16 protein-coding genes are annotated in these 19,449 nt (G+C 37.5%); 13 read left to right on the top strand and 3 right to left on the bottom strand.

Features of this window, described 5'->3' with window-relative positions; translation table 11 throughout:
• Positions 1–2 precede the first annotated feature (2 nt).
• From ABJG98_RS12805 to ABJG98_RS12845, 9 genes are all read left to right on the top strand, one after another.
• Positions 3–1,616, top strand: coding sequence for a BamA/TamA family outer membrane protein (locus ABJG98_RS12805; protein ID WP_348279916.1), 1,614 nt, complete (start codon positions 3–5; stop codon positions 1,614–1,616).
• A gap of 39 nt (positions 1,617–1,655) precedes the next feature.
• Entirely contained in the window at positions 1,656–2,699 is a 1,044-nt protein-coding gene (locus tag ABJG98_RS12810; RefSeq protein ID WP_348279917.1) for a DUF4271 domain-containing protein, read from the top strand.
• A 21-nt stretch (positions 2,700–2,720) separates the two neighbouring features.
• On the top strand, positions 2,721–3,515 hold the full coding sequence (locus tag ABJG98_RS12815) for a uroporphyrinogen-III synthase (protein WP_348279918.1): 795 nt from the start codon (positions 2,721–2,723) through the stop codon (positions 3,513–3,515).
• 118 nt (positions 3,516–3,633) lie between these two features.
• Positions 3,634–4,587, top strand: a complete 954-nt coding sequence (locus tag ABJG98_RS12820; RefSeq protein ID WP_348279919.1) for a PorP/SprF family type IX secretion system membrane protein — start codon at positions 3,634–3,636, stop codon at positions 4,585–4,587.
• Positions 4,588–4,732: 145 nt separating this feature from the next.
• Positions 4,733–5,767 carry an SUMF1/EgtB/PvdO family nonheme iron enzyme gene (locus ABJG98_RS12825; RefSeq protein ID WP_348279920.1) on the top strand — a complete coding sequence of 345 codons (1,035 nt, stop codon included), beginning with the start codon at positions 4,733–4,735 and terminating at the stop codon, positions 5,765–5,767.
• Between the two features lie 41 nt (positions 5,768–5,808).
• Positions 5,809–6,621 (top strand): gliding motility protein GldL, encoded by an 813-nt coding sequence (gldL, locus tag ABJG98_RS12830; protein ID WP_348279921.1) that lies wholly within the window; start codon positions 5,809–5,811, stop codon positions 6,619–6,621.
• Between the two features lie 20 nt (positions 6,622–6,641).
• Positions 6,642–8,273 (top strand): gliding motility protein GldM, encoded by a 1,632-nt coding sequence (gene gldM, locus ABJG98_RS12835; RefSeq protein WP_348279922.1) that lies wholly within the window; start codon positions 6,642–6,644, stop codon positions 8,271–8,273.
• 21 nt (positions 8,274–8,294) lie between these two features.
• Entirely contained in the window at positions 8,295–9,155 is an 861-nt protein-coding gene (gldN, locus tag ABJG98_RS12840; protein ID WP_348279923.1) for a gliding motility protein GldN, read from the top strand.
• Between the two features lie 38 nt (positions 9,156–9,193).
• Complete coding sequence (locus ABJG98_RS12845) at positions 9,194–9,778, top strand: FISUMP domain-containing protein (protein ID WP_348279924.1); 585 nt, start codon at positions 9,194–9,196, stop codon at positions 9,776–9,778.
• A gap of 30 nt (positions 9,779–9,808) precedes the next feature.
• On the opposite strand, the gene uvrC is transcribed toward ABJG98_RS12845, so the two are convergent.
• The 3 genes from uvrC to ABJG98_RS12860 are packed head-to-tail and all read right to left on the bottom strand — an operon-like array spanning position 9,809 to position 16,290.
• Entirely contained in the window at positions 9,809–11,608 is a 1,800-nt protein-coding gene (gene uvrC / locus ABJG98_RS12850) for an excinuclease ABC subunit UvrC (RefSeq protein WP_348279925.1), read from the bottom strand.
• On the bottom strand, positions 11,609–13,873 hold the full coding sequence (locus tag ABJG98_RS12855) for a transglycosylase domain-containing protein (protein WP_348279926.1): 2,265 nt from the start codon (positions 13,871–13,873) through the stop codon (positions 11,609–11,611).
• Positions 13,870–16,290 (bottom strand): tetratricopeptide repeat protein, encoded by a 2,421-nt coding sequence (locus ABJG98_RS12860; protein WP_348279927.1) that lies wholly within the window; start codon positions 16,288–16,290, stop codon positions 13,870–13,872. The genes ABJG98_RS12855 and ABJG98_RS12860 overlap by 4 nt, the downstream gene beginning before the upstream one ends.
• Before the next feature lie 238 nt (positions 16,291–16,528).
• Here ABJG98_RS12860 and ABJG98_RS12865 point away from each other — a divergent pair, with 238 nt between their 5' ends.
• The 4 genes from ABJG98_RS12865 (at position 16,529) to atpB (ending at position 19,432) form a co-directional block, all read left to right on the top strand.
• Entirely contained in the window at positions 16,529–17,395 is an 867-nt protein-coding gene (locus ABJG98_RS12865; RefSeq protein ID WP_348279928.1) for a M23 family metallopeptidase, read from the top strand.
• 9 nt (positions 17,396–17,404) lie between these two features.
• Positions 17,405–17,821: a polymer-forming cytoskeletal protein gene (locus tag ABJG98_RS12870; protein ID WP_348279929.1), complete on the top strand. Its 417-nt coding sequence runs from the start codon at positions 17,405–17,407 to the stop codon at positions 17,819–17,821.
• A 201-nt stretch (positions 17,822–18,022) separates the two neighbouring features.
• A complete protein-coding gene (locus ABJG98_RS12875; protein ID WP_348279930.1) occupies positions 18,023–18,367 on the top strand; it encodes a hypothetical protein in 345 nt (114 codons plus the stop codon).
• An 18-nt stretch (positions 18,368–18,385) separates the two neighbouring features.
• On the top strand, positions 18,386–19,432 hold the full coding sequence (atpB, locus tag ABJG98_RS12880; protein WP_348279931.1) for a F0F1 ATP synthase subunit A: 1,047 nt from the start codon (positions 18,386–18,388) through the stop codon (positions 19,430–19,432).
• Positions 19,433–19,449 lie beyond the last annotated feature (17 nt).

The following is a 19,449-nucleotide window of genomic DNA, read 5'->3' on the forward strand; positions in this document are numbered from 1 at the left end:
CCATGCAAAGAATCCTGATTCCATTGTTTTTTGTGTTTACGCTTTACTCAAAGGCCCAGATTCAGGCGCAATTGTACGTGGATGGTAAGTTGTATGATGAGATCCAGTTTGCAGATTCACTTAAGCTAGCTAATCATGTAAATAAACTACATATAAGCTGGATCAATCAAGGTTATTATTTTGTCGGAATAGACTCTGTGATGACTAATGAAATACTTACAGATGTCTACCTGCACAAAGGAGAAAAATTCAGAGCTAAGCTATCCTCGTTCACAGGTAAAAAACTTCAATTCTACCTTTCACAGCAATTAAAATTCCATGCCAATGGAGGATTTCCATTTGCTTCAGTCCAGTTAGATTCTATTGACCTGGAGGATGAATTTATAACAGGGAAATTGTTGATTGAGACAGGGCCAGAGATAAGATATGACTCTTCCTATTTCTTTACTGAATTGAATACTAATCATTCGTATATCTATCAGTTGTTGGATATTGTACCGGGTGATCCTTTCAGCGAAAGAGATTACAGATTTATAGCTCAGAAAGTAGAAAGATCATCATTCCTCAGCCTTCAGCGCCCTACTGATCTTTCCTTCAAAGACAATAAAGCCAAAGCATTCTTGGATATTAAGGAAGAGACTTCAAATACTTTTCAGGGAGTCGTTGGGTTACAACAAGTACAGAACGGTAAAACTACAGCTGTAGGGACATTAGAATTAGATATTCAAAATCTATTTCGATCAGGCAAGCAGTTTAAATTTTCCTGGGAACGTTTTGCGGTAGAGTCTCAGAATTTAAGTGTTTTTTATAAACATCCATTTTTTCTGGCATCCAAGGTTTCTCCTTCTTTCAGTCTTGATTTATTAAAACAGGACACAACTTTCCTTACCAGAAAGACAGGTCTTGGAATCCATTCATTCATTACGTCACGAGTAGAGATTTTTCTAGAATATGAAGCCATTAATGGGACATTATTAACTACAGATATACAATCGATTAGCGAATCTGATCTAGCAGATTTTAAGCGCAAAATGTATATTGTGCAGCTATCAAAAGGGCATCTTTCATCTCTTGGCAGATTACGTAAAGGAATGGTTTGGAACGTTTCTGCCTCAGGTGGCAGAAAAATAATCCAACAAAATTTAAGCCTTCCAGATTCATACTATGACACCATCCAATCGCAAACCAACTTTTATCAGTTTGAAGGTTCCATTGCATACCAACTCAAATTATTAAAAAGGCAATCTTTCTTTCATCAAATTAAAGGAGGAACTTTGCAAAACGACGAGTTACTTGTCAATGAATTATATCGTTTAGGAGGCCTAAGTTCTCTACGAGGATTTAATGAGAAAGAGATTTTTGCAAAGAGTTACATTTTGAGCCGAACAGAATTCAGATCTTTTTTCGAAAATAGAAGTTATGCCTACATATTCTATGATCATTTATTTTCTAGTCGAGAATCGCAATCAGACCAACCCTTTGGAGTAGGTTTGGGCTTTGCACTAGCTACTTCAGCGGGTCAGTTTAGTTTTGCGCTGGCTATGGGTAAATCAGACGTTCAGCAGATTTCTTTTTCTACAATGAAAGCACACTTCGGATACATCTCAAGATTCTAAATGAGGATACTTCTAATCATAATTGGTAGTTTTTTTTGCATGAGGGCAGTCGCTCAGCAAGACACTATTGTTGTCATAGATTACACAAAAGTTATGGTTGGTACCGATCAAGAGGGTGAACTTTTTCCAGTCACGTCGCTCGAAAAGATTCAACAAGCTGGCTTTTTTGTGAATGGAATTCCAGAGGGTATAATGAAAATATGTTCCTCAAATGAGCTATTTATTTGGGTTGATGGAAAACTCTTAGATGTTATTAGGGATTGTAGTTTTTATTCACCTCAGAAATTTTTCCAGAACGCTCAATCGGATACCATTTTTGTTTCATTTAGCTCTGAGAATTCACTAGCAAGTTTAAAATGCGAATTAGTAATTTTTGAGCAGCTAATGGTGATAAGAGATCAGATTCCCATCCACCGCAATTTGAGAAGTGAGTTTAGGGAGTTTGTCATCATTGTCTTATTAGCTCTTCTTTTCTTTCTGGGGATAATCGTATCCGCATACCCTTCTCGCATTGCGTATTTAGTAGAAAAATCTTTTACGCTAAAAGCGAGTGCATATGAATTTGTCAATACTGGGTTTTTTACCGGCCCCAGCATGTACGTACTCACTTTTTACTCTCTTACACTGGCCTTTGTTGGAATATATCTGGATTCACTTCTATCATATGGAGTATTTGATAAGCAAAATACACTTCCTGAATTCTTCAGAATTTGGTTTGAGATTTCTGCCGGAATCTTCCTTTTATTTATAGTTAAGTGGTTGGTTATTTCAATTGTTGCCGGACTGTTTCGCTTCCGCGACTTAAAAAATTATCAACTTTTTGATTTCCTAAATTTCAATTTAGTACTACTAACCCCCATGTTGCTTTTATTGGTAATAGATTTTATTTTAAACGACTTCTCGCGCACATGGATATCTTCTGGATTTATGTTGCTGTTCCCACTGATGCTGATTCTGTTTGTACTATGGTTCACTTTAAAATTTGTTAATAATTCTCCACGTAAAAAACTTAGTATTATTTCCTACCTTTGTGCCACGGAAATCATACCTGTCATTATTTTGCTGGGTTGGTTCTTCAAATAATCACAAAAAGTAGAGACTTACATGAGTGCGACTGATGATCTTTTAGTAACAGATAAAGAGCGTTTGAAGAGTGTAAAGAGTATTTTAGTATCTCAACCTGAACCTTCTGACCCTAACTCCCCATATCATAAATTAGCGGAAAAATACAATTTGAAAATTGATTTTCGCAAGTTTATAGAAATTGATCCTGTGGATATTAAGGAGTTCCGAAAGCAAAAAGTGAACATCCTTGATCATACTGCTGTAATTTTTACCAGCAGAAATGCCGTTGATCATTTCTTCAAACTTGCTACAGAAAGCAAGATCGAGATTCCAACTGACATGAAATATTTCTGTATCTCGGAGACTACAGCGAATTATTTGCAGAAGTATATCGTAATACGTAAAAGAAAAATATTCACCGGTGAACGTACTGCACAAGATTTATTGAATGTGATTAAAAAGCATAAAAGTGAGAAATTTATTTTCCCATGTTCTGATATAAGGACAGATCATATTCCTGATTTCCTAAGCGAAAATGGATACGAATGGTCTGAAGCAACAATATATAGAACAGTAGCCTCTGATCTTTCCGATCTGGATGATGTTACTTATGATATCATTGCATTTTTTAGCCCTTCGGGTATAGAGTCCTTATTTCAGAATTTTCCTGATTTTAAACAAAATAAGACACGGATTGCAGCATTTGGCCCAACAACATCGAAGGCTGTTAAAGATGCTAATCTAATATTAGATATACAGGCACCTCTTCCTAATGCGCCATCTATGACAGGCGCTATTGAAGTTTATATCAAAGAAGCGAATAACATTTCTTAGGAAATAAGGGTATATAGTTTGTAAGAGTTATACTTACATACAAATGAGCGTCGATGTTTTGCTTTACTCACAGCTTCGCACACTCTTTATTAAATAGCCTTTGAATAAGATACAACATATGAAACGTAGCGTAAAGATTTTATCATCTGCGCTGATGATTTTCGTTTCTTATATTGGGTACGGACAAAATGATTTCTTTTTCAATCATTATATGTTCAACCCATCTTACTACAATCCAGCATGGGTTGGTACAGAAGATCAGGCATTCGCAGCAGCACACCATAGAAGCCAATGGGCTGGATACGATGCAACGTTTGATCCCGGAGGCGCACCAACCACGCAATTGATTTCTTTGGTAGTTCCAGTTAAATCTACATTCTCAGGATTTGGAATATCTGTTTCAAATGATAAAACAGGGCCACTAAATTCAATACAAGCCAGAATTTCAATTTCCGTCAAGAAAGAATTTTCATTTGGTGAAATTTCTTTTGGTTTAATGCCAGCGATTAATGCGGCTTCAATAAACACAAATTATAGATTTGTTGATCAGGGAGATAACTTCATCCCAAGTGGAAGTGAATCTCAACTAAAACCAAACTTACATGCAGGCATCTATTACCAATCTAGGAAAGACTATTTCGTTGGAGCCTCAATTGAAAATATTCTTCAACCCACATTTGATTTTGGCACTCAGGCGAGTAATCAAATTCCTGTCAATTACATTCTAATGGGTGGTACCACACTAGGTCTAATGAGAGATTTAGTTTTAAATCCAACTATAATGGTTAGGTCAGATTTAAATACGTACACATACGATATTAGCGCAGTTGCCGTTTATCAGGAACGGATGTGGGGTGGCCTTGCTTTTAGAAGAGCAGAGTCGTTGAGCCTTCTTTTAGGATATTCTTTTTTAGAAGGTAATAAGTTGCGGATAGGTTATTCGTTTGATTATGTGATAAAGGATAAAGATGCTAAAGAGCCAACCTCACATGAGGTGTTCATTCGCTACGATTTGCCCAATTTAGTATTTGGCGGACGGAAGGCGGTGAAAACCCCAAGGTTCACTTTTTAGTCAAATAAGTAAATGCCTTCATCCAAAATTGAAAGGAAAACTTGTTCCGAATCGATTTATGATTATATATTTAGGCAGAATATCGTGCAATAATTCTTGCTAAAGTTTGTTTATTTTACATACTTGCATGTTCAATAAAGGTGTTATGAATAAAATGCGTGTTTTTACAATCTCAAATTGTATTGTCCTTTGCTGTGCCATAATTCTCACAGGATGTGGGCTTTTTGGTGGTGATCAAGGTGACAAAGGTGAGCTTATAGGAGCTCCTGACAGACTTGGATGGGAGATGACCAGACCTTACGGAATGGTGTCAGTTCCATCAGGTACTTTTCACATGGGGCAGGCTGATGAAGATGTAGCAGCTACCCAAATAAATTTTAATAAACAGGTGACGATTGGGGCGTTCTTTATGGACGATACTGAAATCACCAACAATGAGTACCGACAGTTTACACAAAATCTTCAAGAAAGTTCTGAAATTGATTTGCCTACAGGGTTCTCAATTGCTGACTTAATGCCGGACACTACTGTTTGGACGAGAGACTATACGCACCACATGGGTGATCCATTGGTAGTGTATTATTGGTCTCATCCTGCATTTGATGATTATCCTGTGGTTGGTGTTGATTGGAATTCAGCAAAGTATTTTTCAGAATGGCGAACTCAATATTTAAATGATTACAGATCTAGTGTTGGCCTTCCTGTAATGCCGAATTTCAGATTGCCATCTGAAGCAGAATGGGAATATGCTTCAAGAGGAGGAAGAGATATGGCTAAGTATCCTTGGGGTAACCCATATATTAGAAATGCAAAAGGTTGTTTGCTTGCAAACTTTAAGCCAGGAAGAGGAAATTATTTCGATGATGGGTATGCGTACACCTCCCCAATAGGAACATACTTTGCGAATGAATACGGTCTTTATGATATGGCTGGAAACGTCGCAGAGTGGTGTGAGGACGCTTATAATCCATCTGCAATGCCACTTACTTGGGATTTAAACCCTACATATTTTGATGACAACATTCCTTATAAAGTTATAAGAGGAGGTTCTTGGAAGGACATTGCCTACTATCTCGAAACAGGTACTCGTTCATTTGAGCATCAGGATACTACAAGAGCATCCATAGGATTTAGATGTGCAATGACTTATCTTGGGAGATCATCAGGATATGAATTTTAATAATCAATAACGAATAAATTACTAACCTAAATATTATCACAATGAGCAAAAAAGGCGGATTTCAGGAGCTACTCTATTCCACTATAATGCCGAAAATTTATGGAATAGGAGCTGCAGTTGTAATCGTGGGAGCGATGTTTAAAATTCTTCACATGCCTGGTGCAGCCCTCATGCTTGGGGTTGGTCTCACCACAGAGGCTGTTATTTTCTTTTTAAGTGCATTTGAACCAAAACATGCTGAACCAGATTGGGCAAAAGTGTATCCGGAATTAGCGGACGACTATGATGGACCTTCAGCTGCTCCAAGAAAAGCAGTGCCACAGGCAACAGGGGCATCAGCTCAAATGGACAAAATGTTGGCGGAAGCCAAGGTTGGCCCAGAGTTAATCAGAAGCTTAGGTGATGGAATGCGTAATATGGCTGAGTCAGCGAAGAAAATGTCGAACCTTAGCGATGCAGCAGTAGCTACTAATGAATATGCCGGGAATGTAAAGTCTGCTTCTAAATCTCTTTCTGAGATGAATAAATCATACGCTTCGGCAATGGAAGCCATGTCAGGAATGGCTGATGCAACAAAGGACACTAAGGAGTACCATAGCCAAGTTCAAAATGTGACGAAAAGTTTAGGTGCTTTGAATGCTGTGTATGAAATGGAATTAAAAGATGCTCAAAGCCATACCAAGGCCTTAAATAAATTCTATTCTAATATCAGCGGTGCACTAGAAAGTATGGCTGATGCTGGCAAGGAAACTTCTGCATTCCAGGCCGAACTAAACAAGCTTACTTCGAACATTTCTGCTCTTAATAAAGTATACGGTAATATGCTTACCGCGATGAGAGGTAGTCAACAATAAACCCTTAAAAAAAATCTATTATGGCAGGAGGAAAAGAAACACCACGGCAGAAAATGATCGGCATGATGTATTTGGTGCTAACTGCATTGCTGGCACTGAATGTTAGTTCCACAGTTTTGGACAAATTCGCCTTTATCAATGAAAGTTTGGAACGTGCAAATGCAGAAACATCAGATCGAAATATTCGAACTATTCAGGGAATGGAACAAGCTGTCAAGGATAAGGGTGATCGTCCAGATGACAAAAAGGTTGTTTCAGATGCAGAAGCTTTAAGAGCCGAAACCGAGCGAGTTCTTGTAGAAATGAAAAACTACAAAGAGAAGTTTATTGATATCACTGGAGGCTATGAAAACCCTGAAAAGAAAGACGCACGATTCATCATTGGAAAAACTGATTATGACAAGGTGGGGCATTATATGATGCCAGTTCAAGAAGGAGGAGAAGGTCATGGAGCTGCTATGAAAGAGTTACTTAATGGATACGCTGATTACGTGAAAGAAGTCTTAAAAAAGAACGGAGCAGAAGATAAATCACTTCGACCTTTCCACAAGTTGGCCAAAGACGCTGATGAGGATGAATATTACAGTAAGGATGAAAACCAGAAAGGAAAGAAATGGTCACAATTGGCATTCGAGGGGTCACCGACACACGCAGCACTAGCTACAGTTAGTGAATTTCAGGCCAATGTTTTGGGTTTTGAGACAGCTGCTCTTGATTTCTTAGTTAGAAGAGTCGGGCTTAAGGATTTGACATTTGATGATATTAGACCAGTCGTCATGCCAGAATCTCAATATGTTGCTGCTGGCACTAAATACAAGGCAGACATGTTTATTGCGGCTTCTGCCTCAGGATTGAATGATAAAATGGTCATGAAATACAATGGTGAGGAAGCTCCGGTTGTTGGTGGGGTTGGTAAAGTAGAATTTACGGCTACTCCTGGAAACTATGATAAGAACGGTAACGCCAGAAAGCAAATCATTGCTGAAATTACAGTACCGCAGGGTGGTGGAACTGACACAACTTTTAGAGATACAATTGATTATTATGTTGTAAGACCTGTAATTCAGATACAGAGTCAATCAGTAAACGCACTCTATTATAATTGCGGTAATGCTTTGGATGTTCAAGTTCCTGCCTTAGGTACGGCATACAGTCCATCTTTTTCGGCAAAGGGTGGTGATGCTATTAAGGGATCCCAAACAGGTCAGGTAACAATTGTACCAAGAGCACAAAAAGTGACACTAACAGTCTCTTCAAATGGTAATGTTATTGGGTCTAGAGAATTTGGAGTTAGAGCAATTCCTGCACCGGACATTAAAGTATTTACAAGTGCTGGTGAGGTAAACCTGAAAGAGGGTATTGCAGCAAGGACCCCTGAATTGTTCTTAAGAGCCATACCTGATGAAAGCTTTGCCCAATTCCTTCCGAATGATGCTAAGTTTAGAGTTTCGGAAGCTGAAATCACCTTGGTTAGTGGTGGTTTAGGAAGAGGATCCATAAGAGCTGGTGAACAAATTAATCTACGAGGAATGAATGGAAGGAAGGGTGACCAGTTAGTTATTGAAATAAAGAAAGTTCAGCGACAAAACTTTAGAAAGCAGGTTGAGGACTTTCAAAAGTTCCAACGTTTTATCAACATTTCGTTGAAATAAACTTGTTAGAAAAAAAGTGTTATGAAAAAATTAGGTTATGTAATTGTGTTTGCTCTCGCTGTTTCAGGGGGATACGCGCAAGAAGAACTCGCTCCCTTGGTTAAACCAGAGGTTGAAGAGTCTCAAGTGATGTTTAAGAAAACAGTATGGAGGCGCATGGATATGAAAGAAAAGCAAAATAGGCCTTTCTTTTCTTTAAATGGCGAAGTTTCAAGATTGCTTATTGAAGCAGTAGATGAAGGATTACTCACCCCATATAGATCAGATTCATGCATAAACTTTATGCCTGATATCATTTTTGTTTCAAACGTCTCTGTAGAAAGAGAGCAAAATCCATTTGTTGGTGGAGGATTCAATTCAGGAGGATTTGATTCATTTGGAGATGATTCTAGTGCTGATGCAGCCACTGAAGAACAAGGGGAAGAAGCGAGACAAGAAGCCATACCGGAAGATTTGTTTTCGGTTCTTTATATCAAGGAAGACGTTATTTTTGATAGAAATAGATCAAGAATGTATAACTATATTCGTTCTTTTAGTCTCGCTTTACCAAGAGATGCTGGGTCTTTATATAATCCTGGTGGATTTGAACGACAGGTTGCTCACTTCAGATATGATGATGTAGTTGCGCTGTTCCGAGGACCATATGCAGATAGAGCTAAATATTATAACCGTTTAAACTCTGGAAAGCATATGAATATGAGTGACGCTTTTGAGCTAAGACTGTTTAATGCTCCAATTGTTAAAATATCTAATCCACAAGATTTAGATATTAGGCAATTGTACTCTGATCAAATGGCGGAAGACCCTATGAGTGTCATAGTTATTCAACAAAAATATGAGTATGATTTAATGGAGTATGAATCAGAACTTTGGGAATATTAAATTTTTATGACTTGAAACCTAACCTAATCCACCGTACGATGAATATTAGAAATTTACTCTCGTCTCTTTTTCTTATTGTTTGTGTTGTAGTCTCCGCACAAGAATTTGGAGAGTTAACCGATGCAAGAGATGGGAAAACTTACAAAATTGTTACCATTGATATAGAACTTGAAGGCGGTGTTTTTGTGAAAAGAACATGGATGGTAGAAAACTTGGCTTATGAAGTGCCTGATTCGTTTTGTTATAAAAATGAGGAGGCTTATTGTGAAGCATTCGGAAGATTATACACTTTTAAAGCAGCACAGGCTGCCTGTCCTGATGGTTGGCATGTTCCAACAATTGCAGAATGGAAATTGCTCTTTCAAACTTTCGGAGGAATTCATAACGCAGGTATTGCACTTCAAAAAGGTGGAGAAAGTGGAATCGATCTTGCTTTAGGCGGATTCGGAGATCCTGGACGTGTATTCAAGAATATTGGAATTAGCGGTAATTACTGGGATGCAGAAAAAAAATCAGATAATACTTCTGGACTTATCTCCGTTCAAAAGGGCTCTAAAGAAATATTCCATAGTGTCATAGGCGACTGGCATAGAAACAGTTGCAGATGCGTGAAAGACAATTAAACTGAAAATAATTTTGATTGAAAAAGGAGACTACAAATCTCCTTTTTTTATTGCCTTTAAAATATGATCTGCTCTAGCTTTACCAACAAGTTTGACTAAGTCTTTCACAGAAGACTGTTTAAGTCTTTTAACACTACCAAATTCTCTCATCAATTTTTCTCTGGTGGTTTCCCCAATTCCAGGAATCGAATCAAGTGCTGACTGAACTGAAGCTTTACTTCTTTTTTGTCTGTGAAAGGTTATTGCAAAACGATGTGCTTCATCTCGTAAGCGCTGCAATAATTTGAGTGATGTTGATTTTTTACTAATATAAATCGGTATGTCATCTTCTGGAAAGTAAATCTCTTCCAATCTTTTAGCAATTCCAATTATCGGTATTTCTCCATATATACCTAGCTCCTTCAAAGCGTCACATGCAGAACTTAGCTGACCTTTTCCACCATCGATAACCACTAGATTAGGGTATTTAATTCCTTCATTCTTAAGATGCGCATATCTTCTTCCTACTACTTCTTTCATAGATGCAAAGTCATCAGGTCCAATAACAGTCTTTATGTTGAATTTGCGGTAGTTTGATTTTGATGGTTTTCCATTTTTAAAACATACCATAGATGCTACTGGATTTGTTCCTTGAATATTGGAATTATCGAAGCACTCAATATGTACTGGTAATTCTGGAAGTTTAAGATCTTCTTTGAGGTACTGCAATATGGTTTCATTTGGCTGAGTGCTCTTTTGTGATAGTCTTTCCTTTTTATAATAGAGTGCATTCTTGAATGATAATTCGATTAGTTTTTTCTTGTCACCAATTTTAGGAACACTAACTTCAACACCTTCCCAAGGTTCTACCTCAGTATTAGTAAGTATAAATTGATTGGAACTGCCATACTTTTTTCGCAAGTCAAATATGGTAAAGCGAAATACTTCAAGATCGTTTTCTTCGATTTTTTTCCTGACTTCCAATGTTTCAGAATTTACTATGGCGCCATTTTCAATCCGCATGTAGTTTATGAAAATTGATTTCTGAGATTCAGATTGGGTCATAGAAAATACGTCCGTACTTGTAATTTTTTGATTTACAATAAGTGAGCGAGTTTGAAATTTTTCTAGAAGATCTAGTTTTACCTTAAAGGATTGGGCTAATTCATACTTTAAGTCAGTTGCCGCAGTATGCATTTTTTCTTTGTATGATTTGCTGACAATACCGACTTTACCCTTCAAAATCTTTTTAGCCTCCTCAATATCCTCTAAATAGTCTGCTTCATTTTGCAAACCTTCACATGGACCTAAGCAGTTGCCAATATGATATTCTAAGCAAACCTTAAATTTCTTTTTTTGAATATTTTCTTCTGATAGGTTGTATTTACATGTTCTAATTTTATGAATCTTTCTAATTAAATCTAGAACACCATTCATAGCTTTTACGCTTGTATATGGACCGTAATACTCACCTTTTGAATGATCAATTTGTCTTGTGGAAAAGATCCTTGGGAAGCGCTCGCTCGTGATACATATGCTTGGAAAGCTTTTGTCATCTTTGAGAAGAATGTTATACCGAGGCTGATTCTCCTTGATGAGATTGTTTTCTAGCAATAAGGCATCAAATTCAGAGGAAACAATGACAAACTCAATGTTTTTTATCTCGGAAACTAAGCGATAGGTCTTTCGATTTTCGAGATTAGTTTTTGTGAAGTAGCTACTTGCTCGTTTTCTTAAACTTTTGGCTTTCCCAACATAAATTATCGTTCCATCAACGTTTAAAAACTTATAAACGCCTGGTTTATCCGGGAGCTTTAGATATTCCTCTCTCGAAAATCGTTGAAATTGCATTTACATAAAGTCGTCCTCGTCAACAACATCATAATCAACAGTATCTGATGGACTAGAGTTCTCTTCATAGAGTTCACAATCAATTACAGTTCGCAAGGGCTTGGTTGGCTTTTCGAAATAACCCTTTTCGTATCCCAATGTTTCATCATTATACACCTTCATCATATATTTCTCCCAAATTGGAAGCGCTGTTCGGCCTCCTTGTCCCATCGCCCAATACCTAAATCGAATGCTTCTGTCATCGCCTCCAACCCACGCGCCTGAAACCAAATCTTTCGTGACACCAATAAACCAACCATCAGAAGCGTTTTGTGTGGTTCCTGTTTTTGCACCTAATTCATTATCTAATTTTAATGAATAGTCTAAAGCTCTACCTGTCCCCAACTCTACAGTTCCTTTTAGCATATGAAGCATTAGATAGGCGGTTTCCTCATTAATAGCTTCTTGTTCATCCGGTACAAATTGTTGAATCACATTACCGTTTTTATCTTCTATTCTCGAGATGAAAAACGGTTTGATGTAAGTTCCTTTGTTTACAAATGTTGAATAGGCTCCTACCATTTCATAGATAGAGACGTCTCCACCTGCACCAAGACAGAGAGATGGAACCGCTTCCAATCTACTTTCAATGCCAAGTCTTTTTGCATAGTCTACCACTGTAGAAGGTCCTATTCTGTTCATCATAAAAGCAGTAATGCTATTTACTGAGCGAGACATTGCTTGTCTGATTGTCATCACTTCACCAGTAAATTTCCCACTAGAATTTTGAGGAACCCAAGTAGGCGGATCTTGACCGGGCAAACTAAAAGAGACAGGTGCGTCAACTACTGGGAAGCAAGGTGAGTACCCGTTATCAATTGCAGCAGTATATACAATCGGTTTAAATGTTGATCCGGGTTGTCTCTTACCTTGTTTTACATGATCAAACTTGAAATATTTATGATTGATGCCACCTACCCATGCTTTGATATAACCCGTTCTAGGATCCATTGACATGAATCCGGCTTGTAAGAAGCGTTTATAATAATTGAGAGAGTCATATGAGCTGAATACAGTATCAATTTCACCTTCCCATGAAAAAACTGCCATCCTCTTTTTCTTGTTGAGGTAAAATTCAATCGAGTCAGACTGATCTCCAAACTGGGACCGAAGGCTTTTGTAGACCTGAGTACGTTTAATAGCATTGTCTAGAAATTCAGGAATTTCATTATTCTCATCATCGATCCAGGGGTTTTCACCAACCCAATGTTCATTGAAGATCTGCTGAAGTGTGTCCATACTTTCAGCAACAGCCTCCTCTGCATATTGCTGCATCCGGCTATCAATTGTAGTGTAAATTTTAAGGCCATCATCAAAAAGATCATAACCATTTTCACTGGCCCAACGCATTAGATAGTTTTTAGCTACCGTCCTGAAATAAGTCGCCAATCCTTCGTTTTGATTTTCAACTCGATAGTTTAATTGAATGGAATCACTTTTTAAAGTATCGTATTGCGTTCGATCAATTAGGTTGTATTTGTGTAGGTTCCACAGAACTTCGATTCTTTTTCGATGAGCATTATCTGGATTTAGGATTGGACTCCATCTTGTCGGTGCATTTATGGCTCCTACGAGGACTGCAGACTCAGAGTAGTTTAGTTGAGATGGCAACTTATTGTAGAATGTTTTGGCAGCTACTTTTATTCCATAGGAGTTACTGCCAAATTCTACTGTGTTTAAATACATGGCGAGAATTTCTTCCTTGGTGTAAGATTGCTCCAGCTGCACGGCGATAATCCATTCCTTAAGTTTGGTAATTATTTGGCCCAATGTCCTTGACTTGTACAGCGAACCTTGTTCAGCACTATTAGTTTTGAATAGGTTTTCCGCCAATTGCATGGTAAGTGTACTTCCTCCTCCTTGAAAGGAGAACGTTAATTTTCCCGCGATTGCTCTTGCCAGACCCTTTAAATCTATACCTGAATGATCTTTAAATCTCACGTCTTCAGTTACTAGGAGTGTGTTTACTAATTCTGGCGACAACTCTTCATAGGTAACAGGTGTTCTGTTCTTTCTGAAATATTTACCTAATGATACTCCGTCAGCACTGATCAATTCTGAAGAAAGGTCAGGATCAGGTCTCTCCAGTGCCTGCAAACTAGGCAAGCCGCCAAACCAACCAAAGGCATCATTTTTGACCATTATAAAAATAGATGGAAGACCAATAACTCCCAGAATGAATAAAATCCAGATGATTCTTAGTGAGATTTTAAGTATTTTTTTCATTTATAATGCTTTTCAAAAAATGTCAGATAAGCGGAGACGTCTTTTGTACGATAAAGTATATCAAAGTTATCTTCTGTGATTACAAAAACATCAAACTTTATACCCTTAAATGTGTCTTTTAGAGATGTCTCTTCTTCAAATGACTTTTGGAAATTAACAGCAGTGCCTTTTCCTGGAAATACATTTACTAAAAGCATTGACTTTTCATCACTAAGAATGAGGTTGCCGGTTTTTAAGTTGTTCAGATTCTTGTTCTTTAGGTAATCATCTACTAACGGAGCCAGTTTTGTTGTCATATCAGATTTAATGTCATAGACAATTATGAATAAATGTTTCTGACTAAAATCTTCTATGAATCTGGCTTTCGCGCTATTATACCGTTTTTGTTGAAAATTTTCGGAAGCTGATAATAATGTTTGTGCGTAGCTTGCTAATTCGCTTTCAGGATAGCTCCTAATAAACTCACCCAACACATATTGGTACTTATGATCTTCCTCTGTTTGACCAACACATAATGCCTTGAGAAGAGCAATATTGTCGCTAAACTCACTTTCAGGATGTTGAGCCAGCGCACTATCTGCAGAATACAAAACCTCCTTAAATGATCCGGATTTATATTTTCCGTACAATTTTTTATAAAGCTTTTTGAGCTGCTCACTTATTGCGAAACTCTCTTCTCGATAATTAGGATTATCCACCAACTTAGCGAAGATAGTATCTGGATATTTTTGCTTTAGTAGCTTCCCTTTTTCTTTAGACCTATCAGGATTTAGTTCCTTATAAAGAAGATATAGTTGATAGAGGACCTCAGCCTCATATGCAGTTTCAGGAAACCTAACAAGTAATGTTTCAAAGGATTCAGCAGCATTTGCATCCTCCTGTAATCGCAGGCTATAAATATTTCCTAAGTTGTAGAGTGCAACCTCTATTTCACTTAAAAGAGCAACTTGCGCTTCGGCCGTTCGCGGTATTTCAGCCATCAATTTTTTCGCCTCTTCCTCAACTGATTCTTCTTCCTTTTCTTCACCGGTTGATTCGGAAATTTCCGATATATAATTGACTTCAGTTTCTTCCTGATCAATAACCGGAGTTTTATTCTTCCGCCTCCAATTGTCTTCTAAAGCTCTTTCTCCCCATTTCCTTATGAAATCATTCCGCCCTCTACTTAAAGCATTAGAATTATCGAAATACCAAACGGAACCTACAGATGCAGTAGTGATGAGATTATCCCCATTACTTTGGGTGATGCTCCTGGCTCGATTTATTGCTTCTTGTCTTTCTTTTTTCTTACGTTCCTTTTGTGCAGTTCTTTCACTTTCAATTTTAGTAGTAAACATTGCAAGTACAGAGTCTTCTGGCAACGAAGCAAGATGGAGTAGGCTGTCATTTTTTTGTATAACTACAACATTCTTAACAAAGTCAACTAGAATTTCTTGCCTTTCCTTTATGACTTGATAGTTCTCTTCATCCTGTGGCATTGAGCTGACAGTGCTGTCATAATAGTTCTTTGCTAGAACAAAATTCCTTAATGTATCATAGTAGATTTCTCCTAAACTCAAGTAAGAATATGCTTTTTGCCTGTTATTATTCTGGCTTGACCTAATGGAGAGTTTGTAATTCTGGATAGCCTCTTCAATATTCCCATTTTTAAGTTCAAACCCTGCAAGTTCATAATAGATCTTATCCTGATATTCCTTATTCTTAGGGTCTCTCAATAAATTCTTAAAATATTTCTGAATCTTTTTTAAGTCACTATCATCTGCAAGCTCCGTAACTCGAGCCATATAAAGTTTAGAGTAGAATTCGAGTTCATAGTTTGGATGATTTTTTAATACGTTTTTGTAATATCTAAAGGCCTCACTTTCAAAACCCAATTCTTGATAAATCTGACCAATTATGAAGTTAATTCTAGCTTTATCAGCAGTATTAAGCAATTCTTCGGCTTTCACAAGACTACCAACCATTTTGCTTTGATCACCTTTTCTCTGATAGAGATATGCGGCGTTAAGATGCATCCTCCGCTGATTTTCCTTGCTCAGCTTCTCCTTTGCTAAATAATCGGTAACTGCTACAGCATTCTTATATTCATTGAACTCTGTAAAACTGCGAATCAGTTCGGTAAGTGCATAATGTCTCGCATTGTCATCTTCACTGTGTGTGTTTACATATTTAAATGTTTCTATTGCATCGGGAAATTCTGAAGCGTAATGCCTGGCCTTTCCTACTAGTATATAGCTATCATCTTCCCATTTGCTATTTGGGTGCCTTTGAATGGCAATTGAAGCTTTTTGAATACAATCTTCAATTTGTATTTTTAGTGACGCAGAAGTAGTGGTGTCAAATTGTGCATAGATGGGCAAAACCTTATTATAATTCCATTGCTGACCTTCAAATATGGTTTTCTCTATTTCATTCATTCGTTCATTTGCAATGAAATAAGCGTTGTAATGAGCAGTTAAGTCATGAAATGAATTGCTTAAAGGATTGTTTTTATAGGGAGAACAACCTGTTACAATAAAAAATACGATTATGGGAAAATAATTCTTCAAAATAGATTTAGCCTGGTTCAATTAATAACGCAATGAAATTGATATTGGTGTAAAGATAAAACATGGGTTGATTGCATACCTTTGTGCGCTTAATTTGCAATTTTTTATGGCTGCAAGAAAAACATTTAGCAATTGGCTGACGAATAAATATCTACTCATTATCCGTAATGAAGAGAATTTTGCTGAAAAGACAACTTTTAGCTTCAACTATGCTAGGCTTTTCCTTATTCTAGCGGCGGTAGGCCTATTGTTACTTTCCCTGGCTGTGTACTTAGTTACTGTTGCTTTGGAGCAATGGCTTGACCCAAGACATGCTCAAATGGAGGCTAATCGTCAGGTTTTAGAACTATCCATGACAATTGATTCACTAGAGCAAGAAGTCAGCAATAAGAATATTTACATTGAAAATGTTAGAAGAATTATAGCCGGAGAAGAAATAGATCAGACTTTAGAAGTGAGCCTGGAATCTAATTTGCAGCCAGCAGAGTTAAGTGAAACAATACAGCCATTAGATTCTCAATTTAGAGCTGAGTTTGAAGACTCGGAGTTGGCTGATATCACGGCGCTTCCCATCGCAGTATCATCAAATATTTATGAATTAAGGGATATTTATCTATTTAGTCCACTGGACGGAATAATTACCGATGCTTTTAACCCTAAAAGCGATCATTATGGTGTGGATATGGTTGCTCAAGAGAATGAACCTGTTCGATCTGTTGCTGACGGTGTTGTAATAATGTCTTCATGGACACTGGATGGAGGTTATATTTTAGCTATTCAACACCCAGGCAATTTAATTTCTGTATACAAACACAATTCGGAATTATTTAAAAACGTTGGTAATTTTGTGGCTGCTGGGGAAGTAGTAGCCACTATCGGGAATACAGGCGAACTTACTTCAGGGCCTCATTTGCATTTAGAATTATGGCACAATGGTAACCCTGTAAACCCACAAGAGTATATTGCACTATAAAATCACGCTATGTTGAACAAGAATCAAAAAGAAGTAGAGGAGTTAAGTAACTCTAGTAATATTATTGGGAAAGGCACGATCGTAAATGGAAGTATTGAAACTTTTGGTAACATTCGTGTAGAAGGAAAAGTGGTTGGGGATATTAAAACCAAATCCAAAGCTGCTTTTGGTCATTCCTCTCAAGTTGATGGAAGTGTACTAGCTCAGAACGCTGAGGTTGCTGGACACATCACTGGTACAATTGAAGTAACTGAGCAATTAGTACTGAAAGCCACAGCAACTATTGATGGTGATATCATCACAAATAAATTGCTTGTTGAATCAGGTGCTACCTTTAATGGAAAATGTAAAATGGGCGTTAAAAGCAAAGAGATAAAAATTGGAAAGCCCGAAGAAGCAGATCAACCTCAAGCCCTCAAAGCCTGACAACCACTTTAAAAAAGAGGATAGGTCTTTCATGAGGTATTATGCCTTGGTTTTGGAACTTATCGTCTTGAACCTTGTCTTAATTATGGGTGGGTATTATTTGGACGATTACCTTTCTACGAGTCCCGTCATTATTTTGATTGCCACATTTCTTGCAATTGCGGGTACTATTTGGCTCCTATTAAAGTCTTTAAAATGAAAATGAAATGGCTTGCATTAGTTGCAATAACTACCGCACTACTATTAGTTGAGTATTTCTTTTCTGAAAGTATTGATTTTCATCCGGCCTTTCAATTGATGGTTTTCTTCTTTGCCACGCAAGCTTTTGTCCTGTTTAGACTCGATAGATGGGCTCCTAAAGAATGGCAGGTGCAGATGTCCATGGTGAAAATTGTTGTCAGGCTGTTATCCTCCATGGTTTTAGTACTTGTGCTTATTTACTCACAGCCTGATAAGCTCAATCTTGTAGTCCAGTTTATTATCCTCTATTTGATATACATGATCTTTGAAATAGTTGAGGCATTGACTAACTTGCGCCGAAATTGAGGAACGAACTAATCTCCGATGAAAATAGGCGCAATTTTGAGGCAATCTAACTTTCTGAAAATCAACAAGTTTTTAGCATTATTGCTACTCATTCTGCCAGGTCTGGTTTGGGCCGATAGTGGCTCTAAAGGCGATGGAGAAAATGAGCAATTCGATCCGAGTGAGTTGATCAACCATCACATTTCAGATTCTCATGTGTGGGAAATATATCACGGAATGACCGTGCACCTTCCGGTTATTGTGTATTCGGAAGAAAAAGGTCTTGATATCTTCTCATCATCCAATTTTTATAATCATGAGGAAGTAGTCCCATTTAATGGTTACATAATGGATCATGATCACATAACGCTAGAGAGTGGTGCTCATGTTTTTGACATCTCAATTACGAAGAATGTATTATTCCTATTCATTGATGCGGCACTGTTGATATTGGTATTCACCGCTGTAGCAAGGGGATACAAGAAAAATGCAGGCAGAGCGCCGCGTGGCATTCAATCATTTTTCGAACCTATCATCATGTTTATCAGGGATGATATAGCCAAAGAAAACATCGGCCCTAAGTATGGGAAGTTCATGCCTTTCCTACTAACTGTATTTTTCTTTATCTGGTTTGGAAACCTTCTAGGCTTATTGCCAGGAGCGGCTAACCTTACTGGAAATATTTCGGTGACGCTTACGCTTGCTGTAATTACGCTTTTAATAACGACATTTTCAGGTAGAAAAACCTACTGGCTGCATATTGTGGATCCTTTAGGAAAATCCATGCCGTGGGCAGGTAAGATTCTACTTTATCTTATTCTATGGCCGGTAGAAATCATTGGAATTTTCACCAAACCATTTTCATTGATGATTCGACTATTTGCGAACATCACAGCAGGTCACATACTAATTCTAAGTATCATAAGTCTAGCTTTCATTTTTGAAAGTTTGTCGATTGGTATAGTTGGGGCAGTTTTTGCCACAGTGATGAATATGTTAGAATTATTTGTTGCCGTGTTGCAGGCATATGTGTTTACGCTTTTATCTGCATTATATTTTGGACAAGCAGTAGAGGAGCATCATTAATTTTTTAGAACCAATTT

The sequence above is a fragment of the Ekhidna sp. genome (genome assembly GCF_039960695.1).
Lineage (GTDB): Bacteria > Bacteroidota > Bacteroidia > Cytophagales > Cyclobacteriaceae > Ekhidna.